Origin of the sequence: Carnobacterium gallinarum DSM 4847 (genome assembly GCF_000744375.1) — a bacterium.
GTDB lineage: Bacteria > Bacillota > Bacilli > Lactobacillales > Carnobacteriaceae > Carnobacterium > Carnobacterium gallinarum.
Genome location: NZ_JQLU01000005.1, coordinates 473,891 through 497,240, shown reverse-complemented (window position 1 = coordinate 497,240; position 23,350 = coordinate 473,891). Strand labels below are relative to the sequence as shown.

The window sequence follows — 23,350 nt, the reverse complement described above, 5'->3', positions numbered from 1 at the left end:
AGCTTTAGCGAATAATTGTAAAATGTAACAAAATACAATTAGACAAAATAAGTTTGATAGTTTATAATGATTACAAAGTAATAATTATTTCTAATAAATAGGAGGATGAGTTCAATGCAAAAAACAAACATTGATGTAAAAGCAATTTTAAACAAATTAGTAGCAAATCATGGGGTGCTTTACACAAAACTTCACCAACATCACTGGTATGTACAAGGAGCTAGCTTCTATACATTACATGAAAAATTTGAAGAATTATTTGGCAGCGTTGATTCAAATAACGATGTGATTGCAGAGCGTTTAATTGCAATTGGAGGACAACCTTATTCAACCCTATCTGAATATTTAGAGCATGCTTCAATCGAAGAAAAACCTTATTCTAAAAAAGTTTCTGCTGAAGATATGGTAGCATCAGTTGTTAGTGATTACCGTTTATTACGTGATGAACTTGCTGAAGGAATCGAATTAACTGGCGAAGCTGGTGACGATTGTACGCAAGATATGTTAATCGCTTATAAAACAGAAGTGGATAAAAACATCTGGATGTTACAAGCATTCTTAGGACAATCTCCTTTAGAAGGCGAATAAATTAACGAATGAAGACAAGGTAGGACATAAGTTCTAAAATAGAGAAAACTGCAAAAAATCCATTTTTACAAATGTTGATTTTTTGCAGTTCTTTATTTTTTAGTTAACGTATCTTGATTCAAAATAGTAGTTTTGTCTCATCTCCGTCTTGTTACAAATAAAATAATTAATAGATTAAGAAACTTTACTTTATTTTTAAGGGTATATTTGGTAGGATGAGAATAAGAAGTAAAATAAGGGAGTGGAATATGATGGGATGGATTATTGGAATAGTAGTCATAGTATTATTAGTGGTACTTTATATAAGCAGCTACAATAACTTAGTTAAAGCTCGGGTATGGGTTCAAGAAGCGTGGAGCCAGATTGATGTTCAATTAAAACGCAGAAATGATTTGATTCCGAATCTAGTTGAAACTGTAAAAGGTTATGCAGCACATGAAAAAGACACGTTAGCTAAAGTAGTCGAAATGCGTAATCAGCTAACTCAAATTCCAGAAGGAAATCATGAAGAAACAATGCAAGTGTCAAATCAAATCAGTGATTCTCTAAAAACTATTTTTGCTTTAAGCGAAAGTTATCCAGATTTAAAAGCGAATCAAAGTTTTCAACAATTACAAGAAGAGTTAACGACAACTGAAAATAAAATTGCTTATTCTCGACAATTATATAATTCAAGTGTGGCTACTTATAACATTAAAATTCAAGCTTTTCCAAGTAATATTGTAGCTGGAATTCATAAATTTACACAAGAAAAAATGCTAGAAACACCAGTGGAAGAAAAATCAGTTCCAAAGGTTTCATTTTAATTAATTAACTACAATAGTTAGAGTTAGAATGATTTGTTCAGTAAGTGGGTCCCTTAAAGGTTCCAGAGAAAAATCTCTGACTTTTTCAAGGGACTTTTTTAGTCATATGAAAAAATGCTAAGATTGAAAGAAGGGACAAGAGATGTTACATCAACAAATTGAAGAAAATAAACGAAAAACCATTTTAGTTATGTTTGCTTTTTTTGTCTTAGTTGCTTTAATTGGTGCAGCCGTGGGCTACGCCAATTGGAATAATGCTGTGATGGGAATTGTGTTGGCAGCTGTTTTTGCTTTGATTTATATGGCATTAATGATTTTTAATTCAACAAAAATTGTCATGGGGCTAAATAAAGGTCGAGAAATTACTAGCAAAGAAGACTATCCAATGCTGTGGAATATTGTGGAAGAGTTGTCACTTGTTGCACGTATTCCAATGCCTAAAATATACATTATTGATGATCCAAGTCCAAATGCTTTTGCAGCAGGAAATTCTCCTGAAAATGCTTCAGTTGCGTGTACTACAGGGATTTTAGAAAAATTAAATCGTGAAGAATTAGAAGGTGTGATGGCCCATGAAGTTTCGCATATCCGTAATTATGACATTCGTTTGTCAACAATTGCGTTAGCCTTAGCAGCTGTTATTGCACTTTTAGCTAGTATTGGAACAAGAATGTTATGGTTTACTGGGGGAAGTCGCCGTAGTAGTAATGATAATGACAAATCCGGTGGTGGTGCTATTTTAATGGTCCTTTCAATCCTATTTATGATTCTAGCGCCATTAGCAGCGACTATGGCTCAAATGGCACTATCACGAAATCGTGAATATTTAGCCGATGCCTCAGCTGTTGAACTGACCCGAAATCCTCAAGGGTTAATCTCAGCCTTACGAAAGATTTCTGCAAGTGAGCCAATGAAATCAGCTGATCCAACTAGTGCAGCCTTGTATATTGAAAATCCATTGAAAAAAGAGTCAAAAGATTCTTTGTTTGCAACACATCCAGCAACAGAAAAACGAATCGAGCGTTTAGAGAAAATGTAAGAACAATTGTTACCAGTTTGACGTAATAGAGCGTTTTCAAATAATGATTGTAATAGACTTATCATACAATTGATACAGATTAATGTTTTAATTCGTAGTACAATAAAGGTATTAAAAAAACTAGGGGAGGATTTGCGCAGTGGCAACCGAATATATTTATGTGTATTTAGACAGTGTTACGAATCATGTGTTAAGTAAAGGTATGGATATGGACAATTTTCAGTATTCATTAAAACAAACACCTAAAAATATTCTGTTATTGGATGCGAAAAAAGGTGTTGGAGAATTTGAATCTCATACTGGATTTCGGATTATTCGAGGCCGTGAAAATGTTCATCGACATTTTGATGAATGTAGCAAATCCCCAGAAAAAATGAGTAAATGGATTGATTTTGAGAGTTTAGAATTGCTACGACAATTAACTCCAGTAGAAATTTCAGAGTTATTATACATTGCCCATGCGCACACTCATCTTCACTCTCCGTTTTACTATAAACTACAAAATAATTTTATTTACCTAACTTTACCTGATGCTATGACTAAAGTATATTATCGTTATCTAGATCAATATTTTACTTTGTTGAGTTTAAGTTTAACAAATGCTCTAACTGTTAAGATTAATGAAAAACGTTCTTTTTTTCAAAAGCCACAAGAAATTAAAACTATCCCAATAGAGATGGTAAAACAGCTTATTCCTTACCTAAAAGAAGGAGCGTTATTTTCTTTAAAACAATTAGAAGTCCACGGTGATTCTTACGATATTCCAATTTTTTTAGCAGAAGATCGCTTAAGAGAAGTTGGAAATCCATTTCCAGAGCAGGACCGTTTGGCTACAATTTGTTACAATCGAGGAAGTGGAGTTTGGTCCATTCACGAAACAGAAACACTATTAGCTAGAATTTAAAATAAGCTTTTTATAAAACTAATTGAAGAACTTTTTAGAGAATTTCGGCCTTAGAATGTGCCATGCATTCTGGGGTCTTTTTTGTTGTTGGGCTTCTTAGGGGGGAATCCTTAGAAACCCCAATAGGCAAAAACTCGCCAGAGGCTTTGTAATCCGATCAAAGTTCTTTGTCTTAAAAAAATGTTAAAGAATCATATACCTAATGTTCTTAAAGAAGTCTTACTACCAAAACATACAAAGACGTATGAAGAAGTTTGGACGAACTATGGAATAAAATAAACATGACAAAAGTATTAAGGAGAGTGATTACGATGAGTCGGAATGGACATGAAGGCAAATAAACTCAAAATAAATAAGAAATGAGGAATAAGAAATGGAATGGGTATATTTAATTATTGCAGGATTTTGTGAAGTGATTTGGGCATATTATCTAGATGCATCCTATGGTTTTTCAAAATTAGTTCCTAGTATCATGGCAATCATTTTTATTGGAATAAGCTTTTTTATTTTAGAAAAAGCCATGAAAAAATTAGGTGTCGGAGTAGCTTATGCTGCTTTTACAGGACTTGGAACAGCTGGGACAGCGATTATGGGGATGATATTTTTAGGAGAGTCCGTTAGTTTTTTGAAAATTGTTGCATTGATTATTCTACTAACAGGAATTTTAGGGTTAAAATTAAGTGAAGGGACCGATAAAACATGAGTATTTTAATTTTAATTTTAGCAGGTTTTTGTGAGCTAGGCTTTGTTGTCTTTCTAAAAAAATCAGATAGTTTTAGAGTGAAAAAATACGGTGTACTTTCAATTTTTATTATGGGATTAAGCTTATATCTACTTTCTGTAGCTTCAAAAACTATCCCTATTGGTGTAGCTTACGCAATATGGTCTGGAATTGGGACCTCAACAAGTGTCTTGTGGGGCATGGTTTTCTTTGGTGAAAGTCGTAATTGGCGCAAATTTATTTTTGTTGGAATGGTAATTATTGGCGTAGTTGGGCTTAAACTAACCTCACATTAAGTTGGAAAGTTAAACAAAAGTACAAATCTGTTAAATGAAATTATTATTTCAAGGACATCGAAAATATGGTACAATACGTTTGAATTAAGTCTTAAAGATAAAGCTTAAAATAACTTTAAGTAAAACTTGGAGGAACGTATTAGATGAAAATCTCTCTAATTTATGGTGGTAAAAGTGCAGAACATGATATCTCAATTTTAACGGCTTTCTCAATCACTAAGGAAGTCTATTATAAATATTATGAAGTTGAACCTATTTACATTACAAAATCTGGAAAATGGTTAAAAGGTCCGATTCTTACTGGGCCAATTTCAGATCATCAATTATTAATATTCAAACAAAGTGCAGAAGCATCTTTTGGTGCTGATTTAAATGAACAATCTTATGGTGTAGAAATCGAACCAACATCGCTTAAAGCAGAAGACGCTGTTATCTTCCCGGTTCTTCATGGACCTAACGGAGAGGACGGTACAGTTCAAGGTTTGTTTGAAGTTATGAATATGCCTTATGTTGGAACTGGCGTTTTAGCAAGTGCTTGTGGCATGGATAAGATTATTAGTAAATATTTATTCCAACAAGTTGGCATTCCACAAGTTCCTTACGTAGCAGTTTTAAAAAATGAATGGTTACGAGATGAAGAACAAGTCTTTATGCGTTGCGAAGGCAGTTTGCTTTATCCAATGTTTATTAAGCCTGCTAATATGGGGTCAAGTGTTGGAATCAGTAAGGCTGAAAACCGTGACGAACTCATTGCAGCGATTGAAACAGCTTTAAAATTTGATCGTCGAATTGTGGTGGAACAAGGAATTGAAGCAAGAGAAATTGAAGTAGCTGTTTTAGGAAATGGAGATATTCATACATCTGTTCCTGGCGAACTTATAAAATCAGTTGATTTTTATGATTATGATTCAAAGTATATTAACAATGATGTAAAGCTACAGATTCCAGCATTGTTATCAGACGAGGTATCTAGTCAGTTGCGAGAATACGCAGCAGGAGCCTTTGAAGTTTTAGATGGAAGTGGTTTAAGTCGTTGTGATTTCTTTGTCACAGCAAATGATGAGATTTTTATTAATGAAGTCAATACAATGCCTGGCTTTACTCAATTCAGTATGTACCCATTATTGTGGGAAAATACTGGCTTAGGTTATGGTGATTTAGTTGAAGAACTCATTCAACTGGCACTACATCGTTATGAGGAACGTCAAAGTTATCAAATGAAGAGTGACGAATAAAAATAAAAGCTGAGCCTTTAGTGTTCAGCTTTTTGTCTTGATAGCGTGGAATCAAACTTAAGACTAATTATCGGAGGAAGAACATGAAATCACTAAGTTTAAAAGAAATTGCTTTAGCAGTTGGGGCAACGAATGATTTAACTAAATGGGAAACAATTAAAATCGAAAAGGTTGAATTTGATTCACGAAAATTAACCGATGGTGCATTATTTGTACCTTTACAAGGTGAAAATGATGGGCATCAGTTTATTCAATCTGCTATCGATAAAGGCGCTGTAGCTGCATTTTGGAGTGCATCACTAGAAACAGCTCCAATTGATTTCCCTGTTTTGCAAGTAGCAGATACCTTACAGGCTTTGCAAGATTTGGCCAAATACTACTTAGAACTAGTAGCACCAAAAGTTGTTGGTATTACTGGAAGCAATGGGAAAACTACAACAAAAGATATGACTGAAGCGGTTATTCGTAGTAAATATCAAGTTCATAAGACTAAAGGGAATTTTAATAATCATATTGGTTTGCCATTAACTATCTTAGAAATGCCAGAAACAACAGAAGTCGTCATTTTAGAAATGGGAATGAACCATGCAGGCGAGATTGAATTGCTTTCTAAATTAGCTCAACCTGATATTGCCGTCATTACAATGATTGGAGAATCTCATATTGAGTATTTAGGTTCGCGCCAAGGGATTGCTGCTGCTAAAATGGAAATCATTGCTGGTTTAAAAAAGGACGGGACATTAATTTACCCAGGAGAAGAGCTGCTTTTATCTGAGTTGGTTAAAGTCTTAGCACCTAAACAGAGAATAACTTTTGGTACAGCTAAAAGTAATAATATTTATCCAGTTGAAATCGAAACGGGAATGTACGAAACTAAATTTACTACGAATGTAGCACCTGAGATCAAATGTAGCATCCCAGTTTTAGGCACTTACAACGTAACAAATGCAATGGCTGCCTTGATGGTAGGGTTCACGTTAGGAATATCAGTTGAAGTAGCTGCTCCAGAACTAGCAAAATTTAATCTGACAAAAAATCGTACGGAATGGCTGGATGGCTTAAATGGAAGTATGATTTTAAATGATGCCTACAATGCAAATCCAACTGCTATGAAAGTTGTGTTAGATAATTTTAGTGAGTTAGAAACGGCAGGCAAAAAAATTGTTGTTTTAGGAGATATGCTGGAACTAGGAGAGCTTTCTAGTGAATTGCATGCGAGTGTGGCAGCACATATCCATGAGAATGCAATTGATGAAGTCTTTTTATTTGGTTCAGAAATGATCCATCTAAAAGAACAGCTAAGTATAAACTACCCTGTTGAGCAGATTCATCACTTTGTTGAAGATAAGAAAGCTATGATTCAACAATTAAAGAACAGTATCAATCAAAAAGATTATATTTTAGTTAAATCAAGTTTAGGAACAGATTTACTATCTGTCGTAATGGAACTAAAAAAATAAACATGTTAAAATAAGAAGACTAGGTCCAAAGACGGAGTTAAATTCAGCTGTTTTTTGGTATACTACTAGTATGAATTTAGATTAATTAAGGAGAGATGTAAGATGCAAACACAAAGAAAAGAAGTCGCTACAGAAGGCTTAAGTCGCTTTTTTGCAACTGTATATGGGTATATGACATTGGCATTAGCGTTAAGTGGAATTACAGCATTTTACGCGGCACAAAGTCCATTAATCAGAGGATTGGTTTTAGGAAATCCGATTGGGTTCATTGCACTATTCTTAGTAGAAATTTTCTTAGTAATGAAATTAGCATCAAATGGGAATAAATTACGTTCAACAGGTTCTTCAGTTGTCGGGTTTATTGCGTTCTCAATTGTTAATGGGATTTTATTATCCTCTATTTTCTTACTGTATTCTTTAGGCAATATCGCTTCAGCTTTCATGATTACAGCTGGAACTTTTGCAGCAATGAGCATCTATGGTTTTGTTACAAAAAGAGATATGACTAGTTTAGGTGGTCACTTACGGAGTGCATTGATTGGATTAATCATTGCTACTTTAGTAAATGCCTTTTTCTTGAAAAGTGGTATTGGTAGCTTAGTTCTATCCTATATTACTGTTTTAATCTTTGTTGGTTTAACAGCATACGATACTCAAAAACTAAAAGAAATTTACTTCCACTATGCGGATAGTCAATCATTAGGCGCAATTGCTATCAGTGGTGCATTAAGTCTATACTTAGACTTTGTTAATATTTTCTTAGCTGTCTTGAGAATTTTTGGCGGCGGCGGACGCAACTAAAAAACAATAGTGAGGACCTAGGACATTTTGTCTTAGGTTCTTTTTTATAGGAATGGTTATTCAAATTTGTTGTTACAAAGGAGATAATGCTGTTTTTATAAACGGTTTCTAATGTAGAAAACGTGTTCATTGAAACATTACTTCAAATTGATTGAAAACTAAAGGTATTCATGTTACTATTGCTAAGATAAAAGAAAAAGTAAAACCGTTGAGGGTTTTGTGAATAGATAAGCAGAAAAGAAGCTTGGAGATTCTCCAAGCTTTTGATATGAAATGAGGGGCCTGGTGTAGTACGAATTTTCGTACATCAGACACCAGGTTTTTATATGGAGTTACAGCAGCAGGCATTTTTCAAACAAAAATCCATCGCCTGTATTTCGCAAAAATCTCTCTTAAAGGTTTTCCAAATGGGAGGAAAAAAATTGAAATTTTCAGAATTAGGGTTATCACCCGAATTATTACAATCAGTTGAACGTCTAGGCTTTGAGGAAGCAACACCAATCCAAGGACAAACGATTCCGTTGGCACTTGAAGGAAAAGACGTAATTGGTCAAGCACAAACAGGTACTGGTAAAACAGCTGCTTTTGGTTTACCAATGTTACAAAAAATTGATCTTACTAACCGTACCGTTCAAGGATTAGTTATTGCACCAACACGTGAATTAGCTATCCAAACACAAGAAGAATTGTTCCGCTTAAGTCGTGACAAAAAAGTTCGTGTTCAAGTAGTTTATGGTGGAGCAGATATTAGCCGCCAAATCCGTGCCTTAAAAGATCAACCGCATATCGTTGTTGGTACACCAGGTCGTTTACTTGATCATATTAACCGTCGTACATTAAAATTAGATCATGTTGAAACTTTAGTTTTAGATGAAGCTGATGAAATGTTAAACATGGGATTCTTAGAAGATATCGAAAAAATTATCAAAGAAGTTCCAAGTGTTCGTCAAACATTATTATTCTCAGCAACAATGCCAGATGCAATTAAACGTATCGGTGTTAAATTCATGAATGAGCCTGAACATGTTCGTATTAAAGCTACAGAAATGACAGCTAACTTAATCGATCAATATTATGTTCGCTGTAAAGATTTCGAGAAATTTGATATTATGACACGTTTATTAGATGTTCAAACACCAGAATTAACAATTGTATTTGGTCGTACAAAACGTCGTGTTGATGAATTAGCTAAAGGATTAGAAATGCGTGGTTACCGTGCTGAAGGAATCCATGGCGATTTATCACAACAAAAACGTATGAGTGTTTTAAAATCATTTAAAAAAGGTGATTTAGATATTTTAGTTGCAACCGATGTAGCAGCTCGTGGATTAGATATATCAGGAGTTACTCACGTTTACAATTACGATATTCCACAAGATCCAGAAAGCTATGTTCACCGTATTGGTCGTACTGGTCGTGCTGGTAAAGAAGGTATGTCCGTAACATTCATTACACCAAATGAAATGGGCTACCTACGTGTGATTGAAGATTTAACGAAGAAAAAAATGACAGCTTTACGTCCACCAACAAATGCTGAAGCTTTTGAAGGTCAAGTAAAAGCTTCTATGGAAACAGCTGAAGAATTAATCAAGAGTAATGAACTAGAGCGCTACGAAAAAGCAGCAGCTCAATTACTTGAAGATTATGATACTACAGATATCGCAGCAGCATTCTTGAAGAGTATTTCTAAAGATGCTAGTGAAATCCCTGTTAAAATTACCCCTGAACGTCCATTACCAAGCCGTAAAGGTGGAAGTGGCGGCGGCGGTGGTCGCAGCAGTGGTGGCGGAAATCGTGGTAAAGGTGGATATCGTGGTGGAAGCAATAGCGGCGGTGGAGATCGTCGTGGTGGCGGAAACCGTAGTGGTGGAAGCAAAGACAATCGTCGTAGTGGCGGTGGTGGAAACTGGAGTAAAGATGCTAAACGTAGCGGAACTTCAGCTGGAAGCAGTGATGCTCGCAAAAACAACAGAAGTAAATCTTCAGATAATCGTCGTAGTGGCGGAGATCGTAACTTTACTATCCGTAATAAAGAAGACTAAAACTAAAAAAGTCAGTTTCCTTTTTAAAAGGGAAACTGACTTTTTCTTTGTATAAAATCGGTGTATAAAAGGGAAAAAATGCAAACGATTTTTTATAAAATAAATAACGAAGAAAAAGAATTGAAAAAGAGAGAGAAAAACGAAGTATAAAAGATGACAAATGAATTTTTTTTTGATAAAATTACATCTAGTTAGTTTTTAACTAAACTTTGTGAAAAACTATGAAAACATTATAATGTAATGATAAATAAGTCACTAATAAAGATACATAAAAGAGGGATAAAATGATTGTTGGAATCGGTTTAGATTTAACTGAGATTTCTAGGATTAAGCAAGCATATATAAAAAGTGAAAAATTTGCAAAAAAAGTACTAACAGAAAAGGAATGGTTCATTTTTAATGATTTTAAAGGAAGCCGTCAGATTGAGTTTTTAGCAGGTCGTTTTGCTGCTAAAGAAGCTTTTTCCAAAGCCTTAGGAACAGGTATAGGCAAAGTCGGTTTTCAAGATATTGAAATTTTAAATAATCATTACGGAAAACCTGAAGTAACCAAAAGTCCATTTAAAGGAAATGCATTTATTTCGATTACCCATACAACCGCTATTGCTGCTGCTCAAGTAGTTTTAGAGACATAATAATAAAAAGAATGAAGTAGGCATTATTTTGCATTAAAAAATAATAGAATAAGGAGGAAATTAATTGATATCTGGTAAACATCGAGATACAGTGGCCATTATTCATAAAGATGCTATTTATAATAATTTGAAAAATGAAATGAACTACCTAGAAGCAGATACAGAAGTTTATGCAGTCGTTAAAGCAAATGGTTATGGGCATGGAGCATTGGAAGTTGCAGAAATTGCTCGCCAGGCAGGTGTTAACGGATTTTGTGTAGCTATTCTTGATGAAGCTCTAGAGTTAAGGCATGCAGGCTTTACGGAACCTATTTTAATTTTAGGAATTGTTGATGCTGAGTACGCTGATTTGTTAGCAAAGTATCAGATAAGAGTGAATGTTAGTAGCTTGAACTGGCTGAAAGATGCTAATCGTCAATTAGTGAGTAGTCGTTGTACTGAAAAGTTATCGATTCATTTGGCGATAGATACGGGAATGGGTCGAATTGGTTTACGAACTATAGCTGAGGTGCAAGAAGTTGAGGTTTATCTATCAAAGGTAAAAGCCTTTAATTTTGAGGGCATTTTTACACATTTTGCTACGGCAGATATTGAAAATGCTGATTTGTTTGAGAGTCAAGCTGATAAATTCGAGAAATTAGTGAAGAGTTTGAAAAAAGCTCCGCCTTATATTCATTCCGCAAATAGTGCGACTGGCTTATGGCATTTAGGCAATCAAAAAAGTATTGTTCGATTAGGAATCGCCATGTATGGACTGAATCCATCAGGACAGGAGCTTGAACTTCCCTTTGCATTAGAACCAGCTATGAGCATTGAAACTAAGCTAGTGGCTGTCAAGCAAATGCATCAAGGAGATACGATTAGCTATGGTGCCACGTATAAAAGTAAAGAAGGCGAATGGATAGGGACGTTGCCAATTGGTTATGCAGATGGCTGGCGAAGAAGCTTGCAAGGGCAAACTGTTTTGGTAGAGGGTTACCGTTGTGAAATTGTTGGTAGAGTTTGCATGGATCAGTGTATGATTCGCTTGCCGAAAGAATTTCCTTTGGGAACAAAAGTCGTTCTAGTGGGGAAGAGTCAGCAGGATGAAGTCACGATGCAAGAGTTAGCTGAGCATTTGGATACTATTCATTATGAAATTACCTGTGGGTTAACTGCTCGTTTACCAAGAGTCTATCAATGAAATTGTAAGTGATTTGGAAAAATCATTACATACAAACCTGAGTGATTATGTTTCACAGTTAATAACTAGAGATGGTTAATCAATAAAGATGATTTATAGAAAGTATTTAAGACGGTCGGAAAATAGAAAATATCATGTATGAAGAATAGACGAGTTGCTGCACATTAGGTTCAAATGTAATTTAAGGACAGCTACTCTACTTCCTAATTTGATATAGTGAGGAGGAGAAGAATACCTATGGTAAAACGCGGGGAAGTTTATTTTGCAGATTTATCTCCAGTTGTAGGGTCTGAGCAAGGTGGAATGCGTCCGGTTTTAATTATTCAAAATAATGTGGGGAATCATTACAGTCCCACCGTTATCGTAGCGGCAATCACCGCTAAAATACAAAAAGCAAAAATGCCAACTCATGTAGAAGTTTCAGCTGAAAATCATGGATTAGAACGTGATTCAGTTGTTTTATTAGAACAGATTAGAACGATTGATAAACAGCGATTAAAAGATAAAGTAACACAATTAGACTATCAATTAATGCAAAAAGTTGATGAAGCTTTAGAAGTGAGTGTCGGACTTTCTAGTAGCGTCTAAAAATGTACTTAATTTTTTCTGGGAAAATTATTGTTTCCAAGCTAAAAAAGTTACCTACAGTTTAAAATGTAGGTAGCTTTTTTAGTTCATCTATTTAGGCATTTTATTTAAAGAGAGAAGTTGCTTAAGAAAATAACTTGTATTCATGAAACGAATCGCGTAAAATAACCACTAGTGATTCTTAAATGATTAAAACTTTAGACTATTTAATTTTCAAGAAAAACACAAACGTGGTTCATTCATACCATCCCACGAAAAAAAACTAGGAGGAAAAATATGAAAACAAAAACATTAATGATTAATGCGACGATTGCAACGATTTATGTTGTTATAACCTTAGCACTTTCTTTTATGTCTTATGGGGCAGTGCAATTTAGAGTAGCGGAAATGCTCAATTACCTAGTTGTCTTTAATAAAAAGTATATTCCTGGAATTGTTGCTGGAGTATTAATTTCAAACTTAGGGTCTCCTATCATTCAATACGATATGATATTTGGTGTTGGTCAATCACTAATTTCACTAGTGTTGGCAGTCATGATTATTAAGTATTTAAACAATACTTGGTTAAAAATGTCAGTAGTTTTAGTTTTATTTGCTCTAAGTTCAACTCTGATTGCATGGGAATTGTTACTTGCTCTAGAAGTTCCATTTTGGGCCGGTTATACATCTGTTGTAATTGGTGAAGTGACAGTTTTATTGGTTGGTATGCCAATTATGAAAAATTTAGATAAAGTTTTACACTTTAGCGATCGAATTGAAGGAAAAGGCGTATTTGCTTAAATGAAAGAACAAAAAAAGAGTGTACCAGTTAATTGGTACACTCTTTTTTATAAAAATTAGCTATTCAAGCGACTTAAATCTTCAATTTCAACAACACGGAAACCACGTTTGTCTAAATGCTCAATAATTTGGTCTAAAGTTTCCTGGGTTACCCCAGCAGGAAGAGTCATCATTGTACGACGAACTAACTCATCTTTTTCTACATCTAAAGTAATGCAACTAGCAATCGTACAATATTTGTTAATAATTTTAGTCATATTGCTTAAGTCACCCTTTAAACCAGATGAAGCAATGGTTAAAACGTAGCTTCCAGCATCAACACTCCAAGATTGTTGTAACATGCCTAGTAATGAGCTATGAGTTAAAATACCATAAAAGCGATTATTTTCATCTAATACAGAAATGTATGGTAGTTCTTTAATTGTAAAGAAAACTTTGAAGAATGAAGAATCAACTGAGATAAATTTAGTCGCATTTTTTAATAAATGAGTAACAGGTAAGGACATATCACCACCGTTAGCTTTATGACGGTAAATATGCATTTTGTAGATATTTCCGCGGAAAATCGTACCAGTTTCATCTAAAATTGGAACACAACGATAACCTGATTCTTCTAAAATTTCAATTGCTTCTTGAAGAGTAACCGTTTCTTTAACAGTCGTTAAATTTTTCTTAGGAATACAAAGTGATTTGATTAACATAAAGGTATCCTCCTATATAAAGTATAATTAGTTAATTTTTAATTCGAACGTATACTTGATGATACCACATAAAATGCGAAGGATACAATGTTTTCACATATATTTACAGAGATATTTAGTAAGAAATGAAGCGAGTGCAAAAAAAGATTTCATTAAAGGCTTGTTTCTTTATAAAGAGGAATTTATAATAGAACAGACTTATGTTACATGAGACAGATTTCTAGTCAAAAAAATCCAATCCTAAATTTAGATTATATGATAGATGAAAGAGGTAGGAAAATGGCAATTAACGAAATGATGGACAGACCAGTAGTAAATAGAGATGTGCTAGATTTTATTCGGAAAAAGCAAAAGCCTTTGGCAGGAGAACTAGGTGAAATTGAACGTGGAGCGAATGAACGTGGTGTACCAATCATTCCACATGAAACAGTTGTGTTTCTTAATTTATTATTAGGACAATTAAAACCTAAACAAGTTTTAGAAATTGGAGCAGCAATAGGATTTTCATCTAGTTTAATGGCGCAACATGTTGGAGAAAAAGGACATGTTACAACGATAGATCGTTTTGATGTAATGATTGAAAAAGCTAAAGCAAATTATGTAACTTTAGGATTAACTGATAAAGTAACATTACTAGAAGGGCAAGCATCAGATATCTTGCCAACATTAACGGGTCCATATGATCTTATTTTTATGGATAGCGCAAAATCAAAATACTACGATTTTTTCCCAGAATGTATGCGATTATTAAGAGTTGGTGGAATGTTGATAGTAGACGATGTGTTGCAAGGTGGTACAATTTTACTTCCTAAAGAAGAAATTCCAAAACGCTCAAGAGCAATACACAAAAAATTAAATGCTTTTCTAGAAGTAGTTATGGAACATCCTTCTATTGAAAGTAGCCTATTGCCATTAGGAGATGGACTACTTTTAATTGTGAAACAAGATGAAACAGATTTTTCTTACTTAATTGAAGAAAAATAAACTTATAAAAAAGGATTTTATACAATTAAATTTGAATAAAATCCTTTTTTATTTCTACTGAAATTCAATAACCACAAGGAATTAAATAGAATCAAATAAAAAAAATGAAAAAATGTATAAAATACTATTGACGAATTCAGAATATCTTGGTATATTAATACATGTCGTTACGACGTATTCGCGTCTAACACAAAAAACAAATTTTAAAAAAGTGTTGACAAACATTTATATATTTGCTAATATATAGAAGTTGTCAAAACAAACTATTGACCTTTGAAAACTGAACAAAGTAAGACGAACCAAATGTGTAGGGAGCTTCAACAAGGTTGAAGCGAACAAACAAAAAAGTGAATAAATATTCGCTAGCAAGTCAAAAAAATGAGCATAAGACTTCGGTCTTAATCATACTTTTATATGAGAGTTTGATCCTGGCTCAGGACGAACGCTGGCGGCGTGCCTAATACATGCAAGTCGAACGCACGAAGTTGGAAAGCTTGCTTTCTAACCAAGTGAGTGGCGGACGGGTGAGTAACACGTGGGTAACCTGCCCATAAGAGGGGGATAACATTCGGAAACGGATGCTAATACCGCATAGTTTCAGGAATCGCATGATTCTTGAAGGAAAGGTGGCTTCGGCTACCACTTATGGATGGACCCGCGGCGTATTAGCTAGTTGGTGAGGTAATGGCTCACCAAGGCAATGATACGTAGCCGACCTGAGAGGGTGATCGGCCACACTGGGACTGAGACACGGCCCAGACTCCTACGGGAGGCAGCAGTAGGGAATCTTCCGCAATGGACGAAAGTCTGACGGAGCAACGCCGCGTGAGTGAAGAAGGTTTTCGGATCGTAAAACTCTGTTGTTAAAGAAGAATAAGGATGAGAGTAACTGCTCATCCCCTGACGGTATTTAACCAGAAAGCCACGGCTAACTACGTGCCAGCAGCCGCGGTAATACGTAGGTGGCAAGCGTTGTCCGGATTTATTGGGCGTAAAGCGAGCGCAGGCGGTTCTTTAAGTCTGATGTGAAAGCCCCCGGCTCAACCGGGGAGGGTCATTGGAAACTGGAGAACTTGAGTGCAGAAGAGGAGAGTGGAATTCCACGTGTAGCGGTGAAATGCGTAGATATGTGGAGGAACACCAGTGGCGAAGGCGACTCTCTGGTCTGTAACTGACGCTGAGGCTCGAAAGCGTGGGGAGCAAACAGGATTAGATACCCTGGTAGTCCACGCCGTAAACGATGAGTGCTAAGTGTTGGAGGGTTTCCGCCCTTCAGTGCTGCAGCTAACGCATTAAGCACTCCGCCTGGGGAGTACGACCGCAAGGTTGAAACTCAAAGGAATTGACGGGGACCCGCACAAGCGGTGGAGCATGTGGTTTAATTCGAAGCAACGCGAAGAACCTTACCAGGTCTTGACATCCTTTGACCATTCTGGAGACAGAACTTTCCCTTCGGGGACAAAGTGACAGGTGGTGCATGGTTGTCGTCAGCTCGTGTCGTGAGATGTTGGGTTAAGTCCCGCAACGAGCGCAACCCTTATTGTTAGTTGCCAGCATTCAGTTGGGCACTCTAGCAAGACTGCCGGTGACAAACCGGAGGAAGGTGGGGATGACGTCAAATCATCATGCCCCTTATGACCTGGGCTACACACGTGCTACAATGGATGGTACAACGAGTCGCAAGGTCGCGAGGCCAAGCTAATCTCTTAAAGCCATTCTCAGTTCGGATTGTAGGCTGCAACTCGCCTACATGAAGCCGGAATCGCTAGTAATCGCGGATCAGAACGCCGCGGTGAATACGTTCCCGGGTCTTGTACACACCGCCCGTCACACCACGAGAGTTTGTAACACCCGAAGCCGGTGAGGTAACCTTTTAGGAGCCAGCCGTCTAAGGTGGGATAGATAATTGGGGTGAAGTCGTAACAAGGTAGCCGTATCGGAAGGTGCGGCTGGATCACCTCCTTTCTAAGGAATTAACGGAACCCAACACATTCGTCTTTATTTTGTTCAGTTTTGAGAGGTTAATTTTTTTTGAACTAAATTAATTAAATACCTTTTAAAAAGGGGCCTTAGCTCAGCTGGGAGAGCGCCTGCCTTGCACGCAGGAGGTCAGCGGTTCGATCCCGCTAGGCTCCATTAGTAATCTTTTGTTAGATTACTTGAATTTGTTCTTTGAAAACTGGATACTGTATTAAAAAAGTAAGTTAAGTAAGAAACCGAGAAACACCGCGTTTTAAATGAGTTTTTTAATTAGTTCTTATCGTAAGATAATGAATAAACATTAACTAACAGGATTGTTTTAGCAATAAAATCTTCCACACAAACTATTTGTGCAGGAATGCAACAGAATTTTAGGATTGAACTGCAATGAGCCTCGAAGCGTACTAACGTACGTAAGAAGTGAATGAAGGAACAAGACGATGAAGACTGAAGCAGTACCAACAAATAAGGTTAAGTTAATAAGGGCGCACGGTGGATGCCTTGGCACTAAGAGCCGATGAAGGACGGGACTAACTCCGATATGCTTTGGGGAGCTGTAAGTAAGCTTTGATCCAAAGATTTCCGAATGGGGGAACCCAGCATTTTTTATAGAATGTTACTGCTAGCTGAATACATAGGCTAGTAGAGGTAGACGCAGAGAACTGAAACATCTAAGTACCTGCAGGAAGAGAAAGAAAATTCGATTCCCTGAGTAGCGGCGAGCGAAACGGGAAGAGCCCAAACCAACAAGCTTGCTTGTTGGGGTTGTAGGACACGACATTAAGAGTCATAAATGAGTTTTGTAGAAGAAACGACCTGGAAAGGTCTGCCGAAGAGGGTAAAAGCCCCGTATTTGAAACAAAGTTCACTCTGTTGTGTATCCTGAGTACGGCGGAACACGAGAAATTCCGTCGGAATCCGCGGGGACCATCCCGCAAGGCTAAATACTCCTTAGTGACCGATAGTGAACCAGTACCGTGAGGGAAAGGTGAAAAGAACCCCGGAAGGGGAGTGAAAGAGTACCTGAAACCGTGTGCTTACAAATAGTTAGAGCCCGTTAATGGGTGATAGCGTGCCTTTTGTAGAATGAACCGGCGAGTTACGATTACATGCGAGGTTAAGTTGAGAAGACGGAGCCGTAGCGAAAGCGAGTCTGAATAGGGCGAATGAGTATGTGGTCGTAGACCCGAAACCAAGTGACCTACCCATGTCCAGGTTGAAGGTGCGGTAATACGCACTGGAGGACCGAACCCACGTATGTTGAAAAATGCGGGGATGAGGTGTGGGTAGCGGAGAAATTCCAATCGAACTTGGAGATAGCTGGTTCTCTCCGAAATAGCTTTAGGGCTAGCCTCGGAATTAAGAATCATGGAGGTAGAGCCACTGTTTGGACTAGGGGCCCTTCTAGGGTTACCGAATTCAGATAAACTCCGAATGCCATTGATTTATATCCGGGAGTCAGACTGCGAGTGATAAGATCCGTAGTCGAAAGGGAAACAGCCCAGACCACCAGCTAAGGTCCCAAAGTTACTATTAAGTGGAAAAGGATGTGGGGTTGCTTAGACAACTAGGATGTTGGCTCAGAAGCAGCCATCATTTAAAGAGTGCGTAATAGCTCACTAGTCGAGTGACCCTGCGCCGAAAATTTACCGGGGCTAAATAGTACACCGAAGCTGTGGATAGAACCATTGGTTCTATGGTAGGAGAGCGTTCTAAGGGCGTCGAAGCTAGACCGTGAGGACTGGTGGAGCGCTTAGAAGTGAGAATGCCGGTATGAGTAGCGAAAGACGGGTGAGAATCCCGTCCACCGTATGACTAAGGTTTCCTGGGGAAGGCTCGTCCTCCCAGGGTTAGTCGGGACCTAAGCCGAGGCCGATAGGCGTAGGCGATGGACAACAGGTTGATATTCCTGTACCAGTTTCTTTTGTTTGAACAATGGAGGGACGCAGTAGGCTAAGAAAAGCGCGCTGATGGATATGCGCGTCTAAGCAACAAGTCTTGACGTGAGTTAAATGCTTGCGACTATAAGGATAAGTTGTGATGGGGAGGGAAATTTAAGTACCGAAGTTTCTGATGTCACACTGCCAAGAAAAGCTTCTAGTTAGAAAGAAATTGCCCGTACCGCAAACCGACACAGGTAGTCGAGGAGAGTATCCTAAGGTGTGCGAGAGAACTCTCGTTAAGGAACTCGGCAAAATGACCCCGTAACTTCGGGAGAAGGGGTGCTGACCAATTGGTCAGCCGCAGTGAATAGGCCCAGGCGACTGTTTATCAAAAACACAGGTCTCTGCAAAATCGTAAGATGACGTATAGGGGCTGACGCCTGCCCGGTGCTGGAAGGTTAAGAGGATGGGTTAGCTTCGGCGAAGCTCAGAATTGAAGCCCCAGTAAACGGCGGCCGTAACTATAACGGTCCTAAGGTAGCGAAATTCCTTGTCGGGTAAGTTCCGACCCGCACGAAAGGCGTAACGATCTGGGCACTGTCTCAACGAGAGACTCGGTGAAATTATAGTACCTGTGAAGATGCAGGTTACCCGCGACAGGACGGAAAGACCCCATGGAGCTTTACTGCAGTTTGATATTGAGTGTTTGTACAGCTTGTACAGGATAGGTAGGAGCCATAGAAATCAGGACGCCAGTTTTGATGGAGGCATTGGTGGGATACTACCCTTGCTGTATGACCACTCTAACCCTCGCCACTGATCGTGGCGGGAGACAGTGTCAGACGGGCAGTTTGACTGGGGCGGTCGCCTCCTAAAGAGTAACGGAGGCGCCCAAAGGTTCCCTCAGAATGGTTGGAAATCATTCGTAGAGTGTAAAGGCAGAAGGGAGCTTGACTGCGAGACCTACAAGTCGAGCAGGGACGAAAGTCGGGCTTAGTGATCCGGTGGTTCCGCATGGAAGGGCCATCGCTCAACGGATAAAAGCTACCCTGGGGATAACAGGCTTATCTCCCCCAAGAGTCCACATCGACGGGGAGGTTTGGCACCTCGATGTCGGCTCATCGCATCCTGGGGCTGTAGTCGGTCCCAAGGGTTGGGCTGTTCGCCCATTAAAGCGGTACGCGAGCTGGGTTCAGAACGTCGTGAGACAGTTCGGTCCCTATCCGTCGCGGGCGCAGGAAATTTGAGAGGAGCTGTCCTTAGTACGAGAGGACCGGGATGGACACACCGCTGGTGTACCAGTTGTTCCGCCAGGAGCATCGCTGGGTAGCTATGTGTGGAAGGGATAAACGCTGAAAGCATCTAAGCGTGAAGCCCCCCTCGAGATGAGATTTCCCATTGCTTCGGCAAGTAAGACCCCTGAGAGATGATCAGGTAGATAGGTTGGAAGTGGAAGTACAGCGATGTATGGAGCGGACCAATACTAATCGGTCGAGGACTTAACCAAGAAAGAAACGGTGAAGAAGGCAACAGAACAACTTACTTTAATACAGTACCAGTTTTGAGAGAACAATTTCTTTCAATTAAATAATGAATCAGCAAAGCATTTTTTCAACAAATTGCAAGTGAATCGAGGATGTAACTGAGCGAGCATCGGAATGTACTAATGTACATGAGGAGAAAAGTGAAGGAAACAGCCGAAGAGTCGCAACGTAAGTTGGCGGAAAAAAAGTGTGGTGGCGATAGCGAGAAGGATACACCTGTTCCCATGCCGAACACAGCAGTTAAGCTTTTCAGCGCCGAGAGTAGTTGGGGGTTTCCCCCTGTGAGGGTAGGACGTTGCCACGCGAGATTGATTCATATTTATTATTCCGCAATAGCTCAGTTGGTAGTAGCGCATGACTGTTAATCATGATGTCGTAGGTTCGAGTCCTACTTGCGGAGTATTTTTTTTTATAAAGACCTAAATTTGCCGCTTTAGCTCAGTCGGTAGAGCACTTCCATGGTAAGGAAGGGGTCACCAGTTCAAATCTGGTAAGTGGCTTTTTTTATTTATAATGGTATAATTTTAAAGACATGATAAGAAATTATCACTGTCTATTTTTTTGCTCTTTATCAATCGAGTAAAAAATCTTCCTTTTTTGGACTAGCTGACCGTAAAATAAGAACAATGGTTGTATCTGAGTCATTTGGGGTTTGTCCAATGTATTTACGAGATAAATTTTCGGTTAAATCCAAAGTAATTTGATCTTTTAGTCTAACTAGGATCAGTATTTCTTGGTTTTGATTTCAACAAAGAAATGTTGGTGAGTGTTTCACTCATCAACACGATATATTATAGAACCTTTTTTTTAAATAAAAAATAAGTTAATTTACTGACTATCTTCTAACTTAGTGTTAAAATAGAGTTAGAATAAAAAGGATAGGGCGTGTAATGAATGGAATTTGAAAAATCAGAAAACCGTTTTTACAAAAATGATGAGAATGGCAAAATGATTGCTGAGGTAACTTATGTTCCTGCAGGATCAGAAAAAGTAATCTTGGATCATACTTTTGTAGACCCTTCTCTACGTGGCCAAGGGATTGCCGGACAACTTGTAAAACGTGTTGTAGATGAAATGCGTGTAGAAGGTAAGAAAATTGTTCCTTTGTGTCCTTTTGCAAGAGCTGAATTTGATCGTAAACCAGAATATCAAGATATTGAAGCAAAATAAAGTGAGCTATAAAAAAGACAATAGGAAGATACTCTTCCTATTGTCTTTTTTTGCCTATCTATTTATTTCTTAAAGTGATAGCTGTAGGTAGAAACAACAATGTTTTCTTTAGCAACTAAAGCAGCTCTTAAGCGTAAGCTTGTTTGGTTGTGTAAAATATGTTGCCAAGGTTTTTTTGGTAAAAATTGTGGGATTAAGACAGTTGTGGTAAACCCTTTTTGTGTAGATTTGGCTTCAACTAATTTTACAAAACGTACTACTGGGTGAATAATGGTACGGTAAGAAGAATGTAAATTGACTAATCGGACATCGGGATAATTCTTTTTGAATTCTATCATAAATTCAGCTTCTTTTTCAGGATTTTCATCAAAGGAAACATGCATGGCGATTACATTATCACCAATACTATTGGCATAGTTTAAAGCCTGATTGGTTACTTTCGTAACATTGCTAATTAACACAACTACTGTATTTCCTTCATAAACGATAGGAACAGAATGATCTAAGCGCAATTGCAATGCTGTTTTTTGATAATGGTCATGAATTTTATGAAAGATAAACAACATGACTGGCATAATAATGAAGAATGGCCAAATCTCATTTAAGCGATAGAATAGTAGAATAGCAAAAATTGAAAAGGAAATAAAGGCACCAACAAAATTAGAAATGGATTTTGTGAACCAGCCTTTAGGTCGTTCTCGGTTCCATTTTATAATCATGCCTGTTTGAGATAAGGTGAAAGGGATAAACACGCCAACAGCATATAATGGGATTAAACGTGAAGTTTCACCGTTAAATAGGGTAATTAGAAGGATGGAACCAATGGATAGGGTCATTATCCCATTAGAGTATCCTAAGCGATCTCCTTTAGCTAAATACATATGTGGCATGTATTTGTCTTTAGCAAGGTTGTAAGCAAGTACAGGAAATGCTGAGAAACCTGTATTGGCTGCTAAAGCTAAAATAAAAGCAGTAGAGAATTGCAATAAATAATAGAGAAAACCTTTGCCGAAAACAGAAGTTCCGATTTGTGAAAGTACGGTTACTTTTTCAACTGGAATAATTCCGTACCAATAGTTTAAAAAGGTGATTCCAGCAAAGAAGAAACCTAAGAGTGCTCCCATTAAAGCTAATGTTCCAGCTGCGTTTTGTGCTTGTGGTTTTTTGAAAAAAGGAACAGCATTACTAATGGCTTCAACCCCAGTTAAGGAAGAGGAACCTGAGGAGAAGGCTCTTAATAGTAAGCCTAAGGTGATTCCTGGAACAATGGCTCCAACTGTAGCGGTAGCATGAAAAGGAGCCATACCTAATGCTATTTTGGCAATTCCAACGATAATTAACAAGGTAATAACTGCTACGAATAAATAGACAGGAAACATTAAGAATGAAGCAGATTCTCTTAAACCACGTAAATTCATTGCAGTGATTAAAACAACAATGAGTATTGCTAAAGGTACACGATGGTTATAGAGTGCAGGTATAGCTGATGTAATTGCTTCTGTACCGGCAGAAACACTAACTGCAACAGTTAACATATAGTCGACTAGTAATGAACCACCAGCAATTAAACCTGAAGTTTTACCTAGATTCTCACTGGAAACCATATAGGCTCCGCCACCATGAGGATAAGCATGAATAATTTGTCTATAAGAAATAACAAGTGCTAATAATAAAATTAAAACTAATCCTGCTAATGGTAGAGAATACCAAATAGCCGCGGTAGATAAAGTAGCTAAAACTAAAACAATTTGTTCTGTCCCGTATGCAATTGAAGACAATGCATCTGAAGATAAAAGAGCTAACGCTTTAAAACGTCCTAATTTTTGGTCACCTTCTTCAGAAGTTTTTAAAGGCTTTCCAATTAAATAACGCTTAATCACACTCCACATTTTAATAACTCCTTAATAAATAAAATTAGATAAAAAATTATGCCCACAAACTAGGGATTATATACCTCTTTTGACTGATAAGCAAGTAGAATCCATGAAGAAATAAAAATAATAGAGGTTC

The 23,350-nt window shown here is 37.5% G+C and carries 18 protein-coding genes, 3 tRNA genes, 3 rRNA genes and 1 riboswitch; of the genes, 22 read left to right on the top strand and 2 right to left on the bottom strand.

Annotated elements, in window-relative coordinates; genetic code table 11:
• Positions 1 to 114: 114 nt before the first annotated feature.
• The 14 genes from BR43_RS07240 to BR43_RS07175 all read left to right on the top strand — a co-directional run bounded on the left by BR43_RS07240 (position 115) and on the right by BR43_RS07175 (position 13,078).
• Positions 115 to 588, top strand: coding sequence for a Dps family protein (locus BR43_RS07240; protein WP_034560637.1), 474 nt, complete (start codon positions 115 to 117; stop codon positions 586 to 588).
• Between the two features lie 248 nt (positions 589 to 836).
• Positions 837 to 1,394, top strand: coding sequence for a LemA family protein (locus tag BR43_RS07235; RefSeq protein WP_034560635.1), 558 nt, complete (start codon positions 837 to 839; stop codon positions 1,392 to 1,394).
• A gap of 142 nt (positions 1,395 to 1,536) precedes the next feature.
• The gene (htpX, locus tag BR43_RS07230) at positions 1,537 to 2,433 is read left to right on the top strand and encodes a zinc metalloprotease HtpX (protein ID WP_034560633.1); all 897 of its coding nucleotides are present in this window, start codon (positions 1,537 to 1,539) and stop codon (positions 2,431 to 2,433) included.
• A 139-nt stretch (positions 2,434 to 2,572) separates the two neighbouring features.
• Entirely contained in the window at positions 2,573 to 3,337 is a 765-nt protein-coding gene (locus BR43_RS07225; protein ID WP_034560631.1) for a hypothetical protein, read from the top strand.
• A gap of 373 nt (positions 3,338 to 3,710) precedes the next feature.
• Positions 3,711 to 4,040 carry a DMT family transporter gene (locus tag BR43_RS07220; RefSeq protein WP_034560630.1) on the top strand — a complete coding sequence of 110 codons (330 nt, stop codon included), beginning with the start codon at positions 3,711 to 3,713 and terminating at the stop codon, positions 4,038 to 4,040.
• A complete protein-coding gene (locus tag BR43_RS07215) occupies positions 4,037 to 4,354 on the top strand; it encodes a DMT family transporter (RefSeq protein ID WP_034560628.1) in 318 nt (105 codons plus the stop codon). Before BR43_RS07220 ends, BR43_RS07215 begins: the two co-directional genes overlap by 4 nt.
• A gap of 143 nt (positions 4,355 to 4,497) precedes the next feature.
• Positions 4,498 to 5,589, top strand: a complete 1,092-nt coding sequence (locus BR43_RS07210) for a D-alanine--D-alanine ligase (protein WP_034560626.1) — start codon at positions 4,498 to 4,500, stop codon at positions 5,587 to 5,589.
• Positions 5,590 to 5,672: 83 nt separating this feature from the next.
• Complete coding sequence (locus BR43_RS07205) at positions 5,673 to 7,049, top strand: UDP-N-acetylmuramoyl-tripeptide--D-alanyl-D-alanine ligase (RefSeq protein ID WP_034560622.1); 1,377 nt, start codon at positions 5,673 to 5,675, stop codon at positions 7,047 to 7,049.
• Positions 7,050 to 7,151: 102 nt separating this feature from the next.
• The gene (locus BR43_RS07200; RefSeq protein ID WP_034560619.1) at positions 7,152 to 7,850 is read left to right on the top strand and encodes a Bax inhibitor-1/YccA family protein; all 699 of its coding nucleotides are present in this window, start codon (positions 7,152 to 7,154) and stop codon (positions 7,848 to 7,850) included.
• 422 nt (positions 7,851 to 8,272) lie between these two features.
• Complete coding sequence (cshA, locus tag BR43_RS07195) at positions 8,273 to 9,892, top strand: degradosome RNA helicase CshA (RefSeq protein ID WP_034560617.1); 1,620 nt, start codon at positions 8,273 to 8,275, stop codon at positions 9,890 to 9,892.
• Between the two features lie 284 nt (positions 9,893 to 10,176).
• Complete coding sequence (gene acpS / locus BR43_RS07190; protein ID WP_034560615.1) at positions 10,177 to 10,527, top strand: holo-ACP synthase; 351 nt, start codon at positions 10,177 to 10,179, stop codon at positions 10,525 to 10,527.
• Positions 10,528 to 10,591: 64 nt separating this feature from the next.
• Positions 10,592 to 11,710 carry an alanine racemase gene (gene alr, locus BR43_RS07185; protein WP_034560612.1) on the top strand — a complete coding sequence of 373 codons (1,119 nt, stop codon included), beginning with the start codon at positions 10,592 to 10,594 and terminating at the stop codon, positions 11,708 to 11,710.
• A 237-nt stretch (positions 11,711 to 11,947) separates the two neighbouring features.
• Complete coding sequence (locus BR43_RS07180) at positions 11,948 to 12,298, top strand: type II toxin-antitoxin system PemK/MazF family toxin (protein WP_034560610.1); 351 nt, start codon at positions 11,948 to 11,950, stop codon at positions 12,296 to 12,298.
• Between the two features lie 224 nt (positions 12,299 to 12,522).
• Positions 12,523 to 12,570: riboswitch (PreQ1 riboswitch) on the top strand.
• Between the two features lie 4 nt (positions 12,571 to 12,574).
• Entirely contained in the window at positions 12,575 to 13,078 is a 504-nt protein-coding gene (locus BR43_RS07175; protein ID WP_034560608.1) for a QueT transporter family protein, read from the top strand.
• Between the two features lie 56 nt (positions 13,079 to 13,134).
• On the opposite strand, the gene cbpA is transcribed toward BR43_RS07175, so the two are convergent.
• Positions 13,135 to 13,779 (bottom strand): cyclic di-AMP binding protein CbpA, encoded by a 645-nt coding sequence (cbpA, locus tag BR43_RS07170; RefSeq protein ID WP_034560606.1) that lies wholly within the window; start codon positions 13,777 to 13,779, stop codon positions 13,135 to 13,137.
• A 279-nt stretch (positions 13,780 to 14,058) separates the two neighbouring features.
• Here cbpA and BR43_RS07165 point away from each other — a divergent pair, with 279 nt between their 5' ends.
• The 8 genes from BR43_RS07165 (at position 14,059) to BR43_RS07130 (ending at position 21,340) form a co-directional block, all read left to right on the top strand.
• Complete coding sequence (locus tag BR43_RS07165; protein WP_034560604.1) at positions 14,059 to 14,763, top strand: class I SAM-dependent methyltransferase; 705 nt, start codon at positions 14,059 to 14,061, stop codon at positions 14,761 to 14,763.
• A 410-nt stretch (positions 14,764 to 15,173) separates the two neighbouring features.
• Positions 15,174 to 16,728 (top strand): 16S ribosomal RNA (locus BR43_RS07160).
• 98 nt (positions 16,729 to 16,826) lie between these two features.
• A tRNA-Ala gene (locus BR43_RS07155) sits at positions 16,827 to 16,899 on the top strand.
• Positions 16,900 to 17,212: 313 nt separating this feature from the next.
• A 23S ribosomal RNA gene (locus BR43_RS07150) occupies positions 17,213 to 20,133 on the top strand.
• Positions 20,134 to 20,358: 225 nt separating this feature from the next.
• Positions 20,359 to 20,474, top strand: a 5S ribosomal RNA gene (gene rrf / locus BR43_RS07145).
• Together the 16S, 23S and 5S rRNA genes with 3 tRNA genes alongside form the textbook arrangement of a ribosomal RNA operon.
• A 22-nt stretch (positions 20,475 to 20,496) precedes the next feature.
• Positions 20,497 to 20,570: transfer RNA gene (locus BR43_RS07140), tRNA-Asn, on the top strand.
• Positions 20,571 to 20,597: 27 nt separating this feature from the next.
• Positions 20,598 to 20,670 (top strand) — tRNA-Thr (locus BR43_RS07135).
• A 394-nt stretch (positions 20,671 to 21,064) separates the two neighbouring features.
• Positions 21,065 to 21,340, top strand: a complete 276-nt coding sequence (locus BR43_RS07130; RefSeq protein WP_034560601.1) for a GNAT family N-acetyltransferase — start codon at positions 21,065 to 21,067, stop codon at positions 21,338 to 21,340.
• A 62-nt stretch (positions 21,341 to 21,402) separates the two neighbouring features.
• Here the strand turns inward: BR43_RS07130 and BR43_RS07125 are convergent, their stop codons facing one another.
• Entirely contained in the window at positions 21,403 to 23,229 is a 1,827-nt protein-coding gene (locus tag BR43_RS07125; RefSeq protein ID WP_034560598.1) for an APC family permease, read from the bottom strand.
• Between the last annotated feature and the right edge of the window lie 121 nt (positions 23,230 to 23,350).